Here is a 12,985-nt window from a genome sequence, read left to right on the forward strand (position 1 = left end):
CTCCCGTTGCGATTTTGCGGAATCTTAACTTTACCCATCTAACCACACCATCAAAGGACAACCAACCATGCTTCTAGATAACAATCAGGTCTCCAACTTCGATACCCAATCTGCCAACGGCACCACCACGAAAGATACCATCAAACTAACTCCCCCCTCCCAGCCCCCAACCCCCAGCCCCCAACCCAAGAGCGAGAAGCTTTCTAAGCAACGATCGCTTAATCTACGCACCAAAGCCACAGCTCTGGCGATCGCGCTCGGAACGATACCTGTAATTGCGATCGGTACAACGGTCTCCTTACTTAGTGCTGGTAACTCTACTCGGCAGTTGGAAGCGAATCAAATAAATCTAACGCAGTCTTTGGCTACCAACCTTAGTGGCTTTATGTTCGAGCGCTATGGCGATGTCCAGGTGCTGGCTGACTTACCAATTCTCACCAATGCTAAGCTCCGTACTACCCTGACTACAGCAGAAAAAATTGACATTTTAGATCGCTACATCCAAGCTTATGGTGTTTATGACAGCATTGCTGTCTACGGTTTAGATGGCAAATTGCAACTGGCATCATCCAAGGTTGAATCACCTGCTGACGTTAACTTCCGCCAATACTTTCAAGAAGCAAAGCGTACTAACCAGCCCTACATCGAACAGGAAGTGCAGGTTTCAAAAGTTACGAAGCTTCCCAGTTTCTTTCTAGCAGCACCAGTAAAAGATAGAGCTACTGGTGAGACAATTGCGATTCTGCGTACTCGCATTCCTGCTTCTGCAGTAGAAGTTTTGTTCTCAGATAACGAGCAATTTGGTGAATATCACCTCGTTGATAGTGCGGGCAAATTTGTTCTTGCATTAGAAAAAAATCAGATTGGCAGAGAAGCCGATAAAGATTTACCAGGTTTTGCTCAGAAAATTGCTACTAGTAAATCGGGGGCATTTTACTCAACCGACCAGATTGATGGCAGTCGACAGATTCTTGCTTTTAGCAAGACACCCCAAGTTCGCTCCCTACCTCAGCTCAACTGGTTTGTCATCCTCGGCCTAGATGAAGATATTGCATTTAAACAACAACGCGAGTTGCAATTGCTGCTTGTGTCCAGTATATTGCTGGCTTCTGTTGTGGTTGCTGCGATCTCGGCAATCTTGGCAAATCGCACTGTTAGACCAATTCAAACTGCGGCAACAGCAGTAGAAAAAATCGGTCAAGGCGAACTCGACACCCGCGTTCCCGTCGAGGGTGCAGATGAATTAGCACTGCTGGGTTCTAACATCAACTTGATGGCCGAGCAAATTCAGCGCAGAAATGATGTCTCTAGCCTGGCTCTGACAATTCGACAATCTACGGATCTAGACAATACCCTGGACGTGCTCGTTACCGAAACCCGCCGCATGCTCGATGTCGATCGCGTGGTGATCTACCGCTTTAACCCCGACTGGAGCGGTTATCTGTCCCACGAATCCGTCCTCCCTGGCTTGCCCAGTGCCCTCGAAGAAGATGCTACAGATTCCTGCATCAGCCCAGACTTGATCGAAGACTATCGCCAGGGGCGCATAGTCGTCAATAACGACGTATCGGAGCGAGATTACCATCCAGAGCACCGACAGTTATTGAACCGCCTGCAAATTAGAGCGAATTTGGTAACGCCAATCGTACAGCAAGGACAGCTATTCGGTCTTTTAGTAGCGCACCACTGTAAAAACACCCACGTTTGGCAGGCAGATGAAATCGGTTTGCTCTCAGAAGTATCAGTCCAGGTAGGTTATGCTGTGGGGCAAATTCTCTCAACCGAACAAAAAGCTAAGGTTGCCGCGCTCAAAGATAGGCTGGCTGAAATCTCGCTCAAGATTGGTAAAACTCTCGACTTCCAAGAAATCCTGGATACAGCAGTGCATGAAGTGCGAGATTTGTTCAAAACCGATCGCGCGATTATCTATAGTTTTGATGCCGATTGGAAAGGGACGATAATTGCAGAGTCCGTGGGGAGTCAATGGCCGAAAGCTCTGGGTGCCCAAATTCACGATCCCTGTTTCGCCGATCGCTATGTCGAAAAATATCGTGAAGGGCGCGTTCAGGCTACACCTAATATCTACAAAGCCAACCTCACCGACTGCCATTTAAAGCAACTAGAACCATTTGCCGTGAAAGCCAATCTGGTCGCTCCCATTGTGCGCAACAAGGAGCTAATCGGCCTGTTGATCTTGCATCAATGCGATGCCCCGCGCATTTGGGATGACAGCGAAATTGACTTGTTCAGACAACTGGCAAGCCAGGTAGGTTATGCGATCGAACAAGCCACGTTCATCGAACAAATGGACAAAGCCCGCCAAGAAGCTCGTGCCGAGGCTGCCGCGATCGCTAAAGATCAACAAGAGCAAAAGGAACTACTGCAAAAACGAGCGCTTGAGTTGCTGATGGAAGTCGATCCTGTGAGTAGAGGCGATCTGACGGTCAAGGCCAAGGTGACACCCGATGAAGTTGGTACCCTGGCTGACTCCTACAATGCGATTATTCGCAGCTTGCGCCAGATTGTAACCGACGTGCAAGGTGCCTCGGTTGAGGTGGTAAAAACAGCCATGAGTAATGAAGGTGCAATTAGCGAAGTTGCAACGGTATCATCGCAACAGGCTGAAACGATTAGCACAGCACTCAAACAGGTGGAGGCGATCGCTGAATCGCTGCAAGTGATGGCAACCCGAGCCAAGCAAGCCGAACAGCAGGTGCAACGCGCTAACCAGGAAGCCCAAGCTGGCGACGAAGCTATGAACCGCACAGTGACCGGGATCTCTAACATCCGCGAGACGGTATCTGAAACTGCCAAGAAGGTAAAACGATTGGGTGAAGCTTCTCAGAAAATTTCTAAGGTAGTTAACCTGATTAGTGGCTTTGCCGACCAAACCAACCTCCTGGCACTGAACGCCGCCATTGAAGCAGCCCGCGCTGGAGAAGAAGGTAGAGGCTTCGCGGTGGTAGCCGAAGAAGTCCGCGCCCTAGCTCAACAGTCCGCTTCTGCTACAGCCGATATCGAGCAGTTAGTCGAAGAAATTCAAACCCAAACTAACGAAGTAGTAGCAGCAATGGAAGATGGTACCGAGCAAGTAGTAGTCGGGACGCAACTCGTAGAAGAAGCTCGCCAAAAGCTCGCCCAGATTACAACCGTAAGTAATCAGGCCAATAAACTAGTGCAGGAGATCGCTCAAACGGCGGCGGCACAAACTCGCACCTCGGCGACGGTAAGTAAAACCATGCAAGACGTTGCCACCAGCGCTAAGGAAGCATCCGAGCAGTCCACCTCTGTGGCAGCGTCGTTCGAACAGCTTGTAAACGTTGCCGAACAATTGCAAGTTAGCGTATCTCAGTTCAAGCTGTAGCGTTGGTGCCTGGCTCTCTTCCCTTCTGCTTAGCAAGGGGTGAGGGCTTTGACATTACGCGCTCTAGAAATTACCTTAGTTGTTAGTGGCTAATTCCTATGTCTAGTCTCGATCCCCAAATCCGCGACCAAGCCTATCAATTTTTTGCCCAGGAAGCCATCGAGTTCTTGCACACCATCGAAGGCGGCCTGATGCAACTACGCAGCGATCGCAGCGTACCTCAGGTGCACAGTCTAATGCGAGCGGCGCACTCGATTAAAGGTGGAGCTGCCAGCGTCGATCTACCTGGCATCCAAAAAATTGCCCATCGCCTCGAAGACGTGTTTCGCGCCTTATATCGCCAGGAAAAAGAAATCGATCTAGATGTCGAAGAACTTCTACTCCAGGCCTTTGACTGTTTGCGCGTGCCATTAGTCGAGCAAATTGAAACTGGCTACTACAATGCTGAAGAAGCGATCGCTAAAGCAGAGCCAATTTTTAGCGTCCTGGAAAATTATTTAGGCGATAGCATAGGAGCGGATTTGGAGCTGCCCACTGCTGCCGAACTGGGGTTTGATATCGCTCAGGTGGTGTTCTCCGGCGACGTAACGATGGGGATAGAACGACTAAAGTCCGTGCTGGCTCATCCTGAGGTAGAGGAAGTAGAAGGTGAGATTAGGGCGCAGGCAGAAGTATTTGCCGGTATTGCTGAGTTGTTGAATTTGCCAGGGTTTAAGGCGATCGCCCAAACCACAGTTCAGGCACTAGATCGCCATCCTGAAAATCCATTGCTTGTAGGACAGACTGCCATAGCTAATTTCACAGAAGCACAAGCTGCCGTTTTAGCAGGCGATCGCTCCCAAGGTGGCACTCCCAGCACCGAACTATTAGCGCTCGCTGGCGCGACAGATAGTTCTAATGGCTCGTCGCAACCGGCAGTCGCAGACTTAACGGACGTTGATAGCAGTATTTTGCCTGACTTAGGATTGGACTTTTCTGATGCGGATCTAAACCCTCTAGCGGATCTGAGCGATCTTTCCGATTTATCTAATCTATCGTTAGATAACCTGGACATAACCGATAATGTTGAAGATATTTCCAACAACTTCTCCAGTGCTTTTAGCGACGACCTTCAAGGCGATCTGGCTGACTTAGATCTCAGTGCGCTGAATGCAACTGTATTTGATGATGCTCGCGATTCCCAGATCGGCGATCGACTAGCCCCATCTACAGAATCCCAACTTGTTAATACCGATTTAGCGCACAATCTTGGCGATCTGGATGCTGATACCTATCAACTTATAGATCGAGGTATCGGTCTAAATGAAGAAGATTTAAATGCCGAGCTAGGAACCGGATTAGATGCTTTGTGCGATCGCATAGATGAGGTGACCTTAGACGAAGCTCCAACTACCCAGTTCCAATTCTCATCTTTTGCTGACGAGGCCGACCTCAACGAGAATGTAACCTTACTGGATAATACGTTTGGTAATATTAGCGAGGCAGAAGCAGATAGTCTCATCGCCGCTGAGATATCGGCATTTCCATCGCTGCCAGACATCCCAATTACATCCGTCAGCGCACCTTCCACAACTACTCCCACTAATGCTAATGCGTCCGACACATCGGGAGTCAAGCCACAACTAACTCCTCCACCTCCAGACCCTGCCAGGAGACCTGCCGCCAGATTGGAAATTACAACTAACTCGGGAGCTACCTCTTCCCAATCTCCTGCCCAGCTTGCCACCAGTATGGTGAGAGTAGATTTGGGAAGGATGGAGCGCTTAAATAACTTGGTGGGAGAGCTAGTAACCCAAGAAAATGGCTCCATGCTGCAAAGCCAACAGCTACAGGAGACACTGCGCACCTTGCAAAGACGGTTCGAGCGGTTTGAGCAAATCGCCAAGGAATTAGAAAAGTGTCTTGATACCAGTCAGACCTCGCAGGTGAGTAGTATCAAGTCAGAAGCTCTAGAACGTAATTCTTTGAGTTTATCTACCGTCCTTACACCTACCAATGCTCTGGCCGAACTCGATAGTTTCGATCCCTTGCTGATGGATTCCTACAGTTACGTTTACACCGTCGTGCAGGAATCTTTAGAAGAGATTGCCCAAATGGGAGAGACCATGCGGGATATGGCTCTCCTGACGCAACAATCCCAACAAACTCAACGCCAGAAGCAGCAAACCCTGAAACAGGTTCGTAATGACCTGTTATGGGCGAGGATGATGCCCCTCAGTGAAATATTGCAGCGCTTTCCACGGATGGTGAGAGATTTAGCGGCCAAAAATAATAAGCAAGTAAAGCTCAAGACTGTTGGTGCTAATACTTTAGTAGATAAAGCGGTATTAGAGAAACTCTTCGATCCTCTGGTACACCTGATCCGTAACGCTTTCGATCACGGTACTGAGACCCCAGAAGAGAGGAAAACCAAAGGCAAGCCACCAGAAGCAACGATCGAACTGCGCGCCTATCATCGCGGTAACCAAACCTACATTGAAGTACGGGATGATGGGAGGGGCATCGATATTGAGAAAGTGCGATCGGTGGCGATCGCAAGGGAAGCCATGACTAAGGATGAGGCCATGGCAGCTTCGGCTGCGGAACTATACGAACTGCTTTTCTCACCCAGTTTCTCAACTGCCGACAAAGTAAGCGAGATTTCCGGTCGCGGTATGGGTTTGCCAGCCGTGCGAGAGCAAATCGGCAGTCTCAAAGGTGGTATTGTGATTACTTCTGAACTAGGTCAGGGCACGACATTCACAATTCGGCTACCACTAACTCTGACCATTGCTAAGCTACTCATATTTAGCATCAGTTCCAACTTGATGGCAATCCCCGTCGATACCTTAACCAGCATCGTGACTGCTGCTGATGCCGATATTCAAACAATTCAAGGCAAACAATTCTATCGTTACCAAGAACGTCTCATCTCCCTTTATCCGCATTCAGCTTTCTCCTATGCCTATCCATTACCGAAACGAGCCGAGGAACCGATCTCTACAATGGCTTTACCTTCTGAAGAAGGAATACCGCTGCTGATTGTATCGAGTGGCGAACAAACAATTGCCCTGGAGGTAGACCAGATCCTGAGCGAACAAGAATTGGTAATTAAGCCGTTTGGCAAAGCGATCGCCGCACCTTCATATCTCTATGGCTGTACTATTCAAGGCGACGGTTCTATGCTGCCAGTAATCGACGGTCTGGCCCTAGTATCGAAACTCCTCAACCCTCAACCATTACAGGACAAGCGCTTTGCCAGGTCAGCCAGCACCTTCGCAGATCTGTCTGCCGCTCCTAATCCTCAACAAAACGCCAGGAGTGTCCTGGTTATAGATGACTCGCTCACAACTCGCCAAACCTTAGCTTTAACTTTAAAGAAAGCAGGCTATCGCGTCATTCAAGCTGGTGATGGGCGCGATGGGTTAGATAAACTGCAACAGGAACCTGAGATTGATGCCGTTTTCTGCGATGTGGAAATGCCGCGTATGAATGGCTTTGAATTTTTGAGCCAGTGTCGCCAAGAGCCAGCCCGTGCGGGATTGCCCATCATTATGCTGACCTCCCGTTCTGGAGAGAAACATCGCTCGCTTGCCAAACTGCTCAAAGCTACCGCATACCTCACCAAACCCTACTTGGAGCAGGAATTACTCAAAACCCTAAACTCGTGTTTAGAAAGTCAACCTGTGGGTAGTATTAGATAAGTAGATCCGCTCGACTCGCACTCAATTCGTGCTGAACCCATGCTAAAAACAAAGACTAAAGAAGCTACGCAGAAGATGCTAGTTTTTGCCCTAAAGCATCTTAATGTTGCCATCAAACTAGACGACGTAATTAAAGTTATTCCCACTCCCGAAATCTTTAGAAGCGGTGACAAAACCCTAGGGCTTGCCAACTTTGAGGACAAGGAGTTACTAATCGTCGATCTTTCCCATGAAATCTTTGGCAGCTCTAGTACCAACCCAGGGCGCTATTTAGTCGTCATGCAAGGAGACAGGCAAGAGTTTTTTGGCGTGCCTGTGCCCGGTTTACCAAAGATGAGCGATGTGGCTGCGTCGGCGGTGCGTCCGATTCCTAGCGACTACCGCGATCGCGATGCCCTCGGCATTGCCAGCCACATGGTACAGGTACCGAGCGGCGAAGCAACCCAAACCGCATTCCTCCTCTCAACAGATAAGCTAATCGAGATCGTGCGCCGCCAGAGCCAAAGTTAATACGGTTGCCTGACTTAAACCATCGATTCAGATAGGATTGCTATAGTAACGCCATCTAAAACTAATGTTTGCATCTTTATTCAGCACGCTCCAAATCTGGCTGTATCAACTCGAGCAGTGGTCGGATGTTCTGGTAAACAGCCAGTTAGCTCATCTCTCCTTGTTTAGTGCTGGGTTCGTATTTTTGGCGGGATTAGCAACAAGTCTATCGCCTTGCACTTTGTCGATGTTGCCTTTGACGATTGGCTATATTGGTGGGTTTGAGTCAAAAAATAGCTGGACGGCGGCAACTCAATCGATATGGTTTGCTCTGGGATGTGCCACGACGCTGACAGGACTCGGACTGGCAGCAGCCCTACTGGGTAAAATCTACGGTCAGGTTGGTTGGGGCTGGTCGATTCTGATGGGTGCCGTGGCGATCGCAATGGGACTGCAGCTATTAGAAATTCTGCCGATGCAGTTGCCGAATTGGGGCAATATCGAGATTTCGCGTCAGTTACCTAGTGGGGTTAGATCCTATTTAGTGGGATTGACTTTTGGTCTGGTGGCCTCACCCTGCAGTACGCCAGTTCTCGTCACGCTACTAACCTGGGTGAGCGCGACTGGCAGTATTGCAATTGGGGCAGGATTCTTGCTGGCCTATGCCATAGGCTCTGTTGCACCCTTAATCCTGGCGGGTACTTTTACAGGCGCGTTAAATCAGATTGTTGCCATCCGCACCTGGTCGGGTTGGTTAACGAAGGGAAGCGGCATAATTCTGATCGGCTTTGGCACTATCTCTATTCTCAGTCAAACTTAATCAACAGGTAGCGATGCAAAGTAATGTTTAGGCGCAAAGCCTCTCAACACAGAAGCAGAAGCGCTAACACGCATTCTTGGTGCGATTATTGTCAAAGTTAAGAGAAGTAAAAAATGGAACTCTACTTTTTACTTTTTACCTTTAAAAACCGATCACGTACTTTTGCCACTCCTGATGGCCGCCGCTGCGGAGATACTTTGTTACCTCAAAATAAAGGCCGCTGTGAGGGCGGCGCGGTTGTTTCTTTAAAGGCATGTGGGCTTCTTTAGGCGTGCGATTACCTTTTTTGACATTACAGCGCACGCAGGCAGTGACTATATTGTCCCAAGATTCACCACCGCCACGCGATTTAGGAATGACGTGATCTAGGGTCAGATCGTCACCCGTATAACTACAATATTGACAGGAGTGCCCGTCTCTATGTAGTATATTTCTCCTTGTCAGCGGAATTTCCTTGTAAGGAAGATTGATGTAGTGCAGAAGCCGAATCACCGTTGGCGCAGGGAAGCCTGGATAAAGCATTCTGCCGTTGTGCTCTACCTGTTCGGCTTTTCCTTTAATTAACAAGCCAACCGCGCGTTGCCAACTAGTTATGTTTAGCGGCTCATACGATGCATTGAGTACCAAGACTTTTGCCATCGGTTAAATCTACATAGGCTTTCAGAAGATGCTAGCATAGGCGGAACCGATCGCATATATATTAAGTGAGTTTTATAGTCAAATTTTTATATAGCGACCTCATTCTGCATCACGTCGTAAGTTGCTATTCGATCCAAGCTCAATCCAAAATCGGCTGGCATGTTAACTACCGAAACACTGACTAAACAGACTAAACGGAGCGATCGCTCTATTTCATTGCCAGCCATGTCAAGCCGCGATTGGGTCTGGAGGGGCTGGCAAACCCGCTACACCTTTATGCGCCCATCACAGGAGCAGAGCCGTATTCCGATTATTCTCGTGCATGGTTTTGGCGCGTCGGGACTGCACTGGCGGCATAATATGCCCGAACTTTCCCAACGACATATGGTCTACGCGCTAGATCTGGTTGGGTTTGGCGGCTCGGAAAAACCGCCGGCTAGTTACAGTATTAGTTTGTGGGTAGAGCAGGTGTTTGAGTTCTGGCGTACGTTTGTGAAGCAGCCTGCGGTAATTGTGGGGAACTCGTTAGGCGCGCTCATCTCAGTAATTGCCGCACATACCCATCCAGAAATGGCGGCAGGGGTAGTGGCGATTAGTTTGCCCGATCTCGATGCCCTGGAGGCAATGGTGCCGAAACCAGTACGACCGATTAAGCGATCGCTAGAAGCTATTGTTTTGCGGTTGTGCCTCAAGCCCATGTTTTATTTTCTCGCTCGACCCCAGACGATCGAGTCAGTGTTGAAAAATTTTGTCTACTGCGATCGCAGTAATGTCGATCCCGAACTGGTGCAGATTATCGTCGAACCAACTCTGGAGAAGAAAGCCGTTACTGCTTTTTTACACCTGAGCCTCAGCCTCAATCGACCTGGATACTCGCCCAGTTTGACCAAAGCCCTGCAAGCATTGCACGTTCCCTTATTGATTCTGTGGGGAGCTAAAGATAAAGCAATTCCGCCCACCGAAGGGCCGCGTTTAGTTAAATTAGCTCCCAATGGACGGCTTATTCAACTGCCGGATCGGGGTCACTGCCCCCACGATGAAGATCCGGCTAGAGTAAATCGGGAAATCCTAGACTGGTTGGATGCGATCGCAAAGCAGCAATCGTGAATTATCAACGCATGGAATAGAGCCTTAGGTGTTATAGCAATTAGCGATTGGTTTTATTGTGCAAGTTGAGCTAGGTGTCTAAAGCTCTATCCCAGAGAGCGTTAGTGGAGAGCGATGGTAGCCGCTACGTGGCTTCAGGAGATTCACGCACTCTACGTTTGAGGCTTCGGAGCAATTCTCTCAGTACTTCAGTTTTGGTTCGCTGAGTTTGCTGACAATAAAGCTCCAGAAGTTGCTTTTCTTCATCAGAAGCCTGAAACGTAATCCAGCCCTGTTCTTTTCTTGGCATTGATTACCTCTCAATCGCGTCTTCATTGTTCACTGTTCATTGTAACAACAACTTTTTATCTTAGTTGGTATTTGCCACATATCTGTCAAAAGTGATAGCCTTATAGCGCAATCAACTCGCAATCACCCCCCCTAGCATTATGTTTCGCCCCTCCTGCGGGCGATCGCATTCATCAAGCCATCAGTTTGGCTGGGTATGTTCGACTCACGTACAGGCTTATGAATAGAAAGGTTGCGGATAAAAGATTTATACCAAATCCCGATCTGTTAACCCGATTTTCTTGGAGTCCGCACAGGCAGACTTTGGTTGTGTAGCCGCGACTTCTAGCTGCCAGGCATATAGAGGTGTAATCAACTCGGATTTAGCCTTAGTATGGCGATCGCGTGAATTCTTGAAGAATTTGAATATTTGCAGGATCGATATCCAGGCCAATAAGCCCAACAAAACGAATAAACCAAATCGCGTCACGTAATGAGCTAGCTGTTCTAGGGAGATGAAACTACCTGCAAAGTAGGCAAGGCTGGTTATAATCGACGACCATATAATTGCCCCAGTGGCATTAAAAAATAAAAATCGCCTGTAGGACATACCCGATAGCCCCGCCATCGGGCCTGCAAAGATACGGAGTAGGGTGATAAATCTACCAAAAAATACCGCGCGATCGGCATTGCCAACAAATTTCTCTCTGGCTCTAACCACTTGCTCGTGACTGACGCGGAACAGTCGGCCAATTTTCTCTAGAACCTTTATCCCTCCCCATCTGCCCAGCCAATAACCAAAGTTATCGCCGAGGATTGCCCCTAATGCAGTACAGACAAGCACTATGGGATATGAAAGTTCGTTGCTGCCAGCCAGAAATCCACCTACTAGTACGATCGTCTCCCCAGGAATAGGGATGCCAGCATTTTCCAGCATAATGCCCAAAAAAATGAACCAGTAGCCATAGGTATGGGCGAGGTTCTGAATTGCTTCTAGAGGTATAAAGTCGAAGGACATCCAGTGGTTTGCCTGAGGAGATTGTTACTTTTTGTATCAATGTATCAATTTTATTATAGGAGCTAAGCTCAGGTTTTTGGTTTAAAAATTGAGATACTGAGATACAACGGAATTCTAGATATAGCCGTAGACAGATCGGTTAGTTCAGGGGGTGTGGGGGTTTCACCCCCACGCAGGGGTATAACTCCTGCACCCCGTCCTACGCCTAGCTATAATTCTTCCCTGTATTCGGAATTGCCGATCGGGTTGAAATTGCTTTAAGAAATTGCTTCAAACAGATCGGCAATAATCTCGTTAGAAAATAGCCAGCCTTCAGGTACTGAAAGACTGAGGTAATCCTGGCGATCGCCGATTAACTGCGCCCATCCTTTTTGAAAATAGGGTTGCAAGCATGTCAAAGCTCTTGCCACTAAGTCTTTGCCATAGTTCTGGTTTAGTTTATGCAGGCTAATCCCCTCCGCTAAACGCAAACCCTGCATGAGCGTATCGAGTAATTCATCTTTCGGTAGAGTTGGCGGCGCGTTGGGCGCAATGCCTCGATCTCGCCACGCAGCCACCATCTCAAAGTAATCTCGCAGTTTGCGGGGGCGATCGATACGACATTTATCGACATAGCTGGTTGCGCCCATGCCGACACCGTAAAACGGGCGGTTGTGCCAATAGGTGAGGTTATGGCGGCATTGATAGCCAGACCGAGCATAATTCGAGATCTCGTAATGCGTGTAGCCTGCCGCTTGCAGTTGGGCGCTCGCTGATAGATACATTTCCACCGTAGCTGCCTCAGTTGGTAAGGGTCGATCGCCTGCTTGATAGCGTTTGCCAAATGCCGTGCTGGGTTCGATCGTCAGATCGTAGACAGAGAGGTGGGTGGGCTGCAGCGCGATCGCCCGTGCGAGCGACTCCTGCCATTGGTGCATATTTTGATGGGGGAGACCTGAAATTAAGTCGAGGCTGAAATTAGTAATTCCAGCAAGAGCGATCGCCTCAACCGCCGTGTAGATGTCGTCAACACCGTGACCGCGTCCGGCTAAGTCGAGCAGTTCCTGTTGAAATGCCTGAGCACCTAAGCTAATCCGATTAACCCCCGCCGAGCGATAGCCGCGCAAACTCTCCAGGGTTACAGTGCCAGGATTAGCTTCCAAGGAGATCTCCACATCATCGGCAATGCCAAACTGGCGATCGATTGTCTCCAGGATGGTTGCGATCTGCCGTACATCTAGCAACGAAGGCGTACCACCCCCAAAAAATATAGTTTGTAGAGGGGGACAGTGTTTTTGTTGTATTTCGGCTGCGGTCAGTACGATCTCCCAGCAAATAGCATCGACATATCGTGCCTTTAAGTCCTGACCGCCTGTTGTAATGGCGAAGTCGCAGTAAAAACAACGCCTGAGGCAAAAGGGAATGTGTAGATAAATTGACTCAACTAGTTCCACAAATACATAAAGTGCATAAAGACTCTACTAGGCAGAGCACGATCTCTATAGGTTAAGGTGGTAGTAATTCCCACACCACCTAACCTACCTAATTTATTAAGAGATGGTGGAAAAATGGTAGTTGTGTAAAATTATATGTTAAGCCTTGAGAAAGGCTGAAGGGAT

At 48.6% G+C, this 12,985-nt stretch carries 8 protein-coding genes and 1 pseudogene; 5 read left to right on the top strand and 4 right to left on the bottom strand.

Going from position 1 to position 12,985, the window contains the following annotated elements:
- Positions 1 to 67 precede the first annotated feature (67 nt).
- From PSE6802_RS30120 to PSE6802_RS0123290, 4 genes are all read left to right on the top strand, one after another.
- Entirely contained in the window at positions 68 to 3,364 is a 3,297-nt protein-coding gene (locus tag PSE6802_RS30120; RefSeq protein WP_019502438.1) for a GAF domain-containing protein, read from the top strand.
- A 98-nt stretch (positions 3,365 to 3,462) separates the two neighbouring features.
- The gene (locus PSE6802_RS30125; RefSeq protein WP_019502439.1) at positions 3,463 to 7,047 is read left to right on the top strand and encodes a hybrid sensor histidine kinase/response regulator; all 3,585 of its coding nucleotides are present in this window, start codon (positions 3,463 to 3,465) and stop codon (positions 7,045 to 7,047) included.
- Between the two features lie 39 nt (positions 7,048 to 7,086).
- Positions 7,087 to 7,557 carry a chemotaxis protein CheW gene (locus tag PSE6802_RS0123285; protein WP_019502440.1) on the top strand — a complete coding sequence of 157 codons (471 nt, stop codon included), beginning with the start codon at positions 7,087 to 7,089 and terminating at the stop codon, positions 7,555 to 7,557.
- 64 nt (positions 7,558 to 7,621) lie between these two features.
- A complete protein-coding gene (locus PSE6802_RS0123290; protein ID WP_019502441.1) occupies positions 7,622 to 8,356 on the top strand; it encodes a cytochrome c biogenesis protein CcdA in 735 nt (244 codons plus the stop codon).
- Positions 8,357 to 8,497: 141 nt separating this feature from the next.
- Here PSE6802_RS0123290 and PSE6802_RS0123295 read toward each other — a convergent pair whose 3' ends face one another.
- The gene (locus PSE6802_RS0123295; RefSeq protein WP_019502442.1) at positions 8,498 to 8,995 is read right to left on the bottom strand and encodes an HNH endonuclease; all 498 of its coding nucleotides are present in this window, start codon (positions 8,993 to 8,995) and stop codon (positions 8,498 to 8,500) included.
- A gap of 159 nt (positions 8,996 to 9,154) precedes the next feature.
- On the opposite strand from PSE6802_RS0123295, the gene PSE6802_RS0123300 reads away from it, so the two are divergent.
- Complete coding sequence (locus PSE6802_RS0123300; RefSeq protein WP_019502443.1) at positions 9,155 to 10,102, top strand: alpha/beta fold hydrolase; 948 nt, start codon at positions 9,155 to 9,157, stop codon at positions 10,100 to 10,102.
- Between the two features lie 154 nt (positions 10,103 to 10,256).
- Here PSE6802_RS0123300 and PSE6802_RS0123305 read toward each other — a convergent pair.
- The 3 genes and pseudogenes from PSE6802_RS0123305 to hemW form a co-directional block, all read right to left on the bottom strand.
- Positions 10,257 to 10,391, bottom strand: a pseudogene (locus tag PSE6802_RS0123305) (CopG family transcriptional regulator); the annotation flags it as partial.
- Between the two features lie 246 nt (positions 10,392 to 10,637).
- Positions 10,638 to 11,387: a DedA family protein gene (locus PSE6802_RS30130; RefSeq protein WP_019502445.1), complete on the bottom strand. Its 750-nt coding sequence runs from the start codon at positions 11,385 to 11,387 to the stop codon at positions 10,638 to 10,640.
- A 257-nt stretch (positions 11,388 to 11,644) separates the two neighbouring features.
- Positions 11,645 to 12,820, bottom strand: coding sequence for a radical SAM family heme chaperone HemW (gene hemW / locus PSE6802_RS0123315; protein WP_019502446.1), 1,176 nt, complete (start codon positions 12,818 to 12,820; stop codon positions 11,645 to 11,647).
- Between the last annotated feature and the right edge of the window lie 165 nt (positions 12,821 to 12,985).

Source organism: Pseudanabaena sp. PCC 6802 (genome assembly GCF_000332175.1).
Lineage (GTDB): Bacteria > Cyanobacteriota > Cyanobacteriia > Pseudanabaenales > Pseudanabaenaceae > PCC-6802.

Coding starts and splice junctions, on each gene's coding strand:
- PSE6802_RS0123295 (WP_019502442.1), bottom strand. CDS start 8,995: ATGGCAAAAGTCTTGGTACTCAATGCATCGTATGAGCCGCTAAACATA.
- PSE6802_RS0123300 (WP_019502443.1), top strand. CDS start 9,155: ATGTTAACTACCGAAACACTGACTAAACAGACTAAACGGAGCGATCGC.
- PSE6802_RS30130 (WP_019502445.1), bottom strand. CDS start 11,387: ATGTCCTTCGACTTTATACCTCTAGAAGCAATTCAGAACCTCGCCCAT.
- PSE6802_RS30125 (WP_019502439.1), top strand. CDS start 3,463: ATGTCTAGTCTCGATCCCCAAATCCGCGACCAAGCCTATCAATTTTTT.
- PSE6802_RS0123290 (WP_019502441.1), top strand. CDS start 7,622: ATGTTTGCATCTTTATTCAGCACGCTCCAAATCTGGCTGTATCAACTC.
- PSE6802_RS0123285 (WP_019502440.1), top strand. CDS start 7,087: ATGCTAAAAACAAAGACTAAAGAAGCTACGCAGAAGATGCTAGTTTTT.
- PSE6802_RS30120 (WP_019502438.1), top strand. CDS start 68: ATGCTTCTAGATAACAATCAGGTCTCCAACTTCGATACCCAATCTGCC.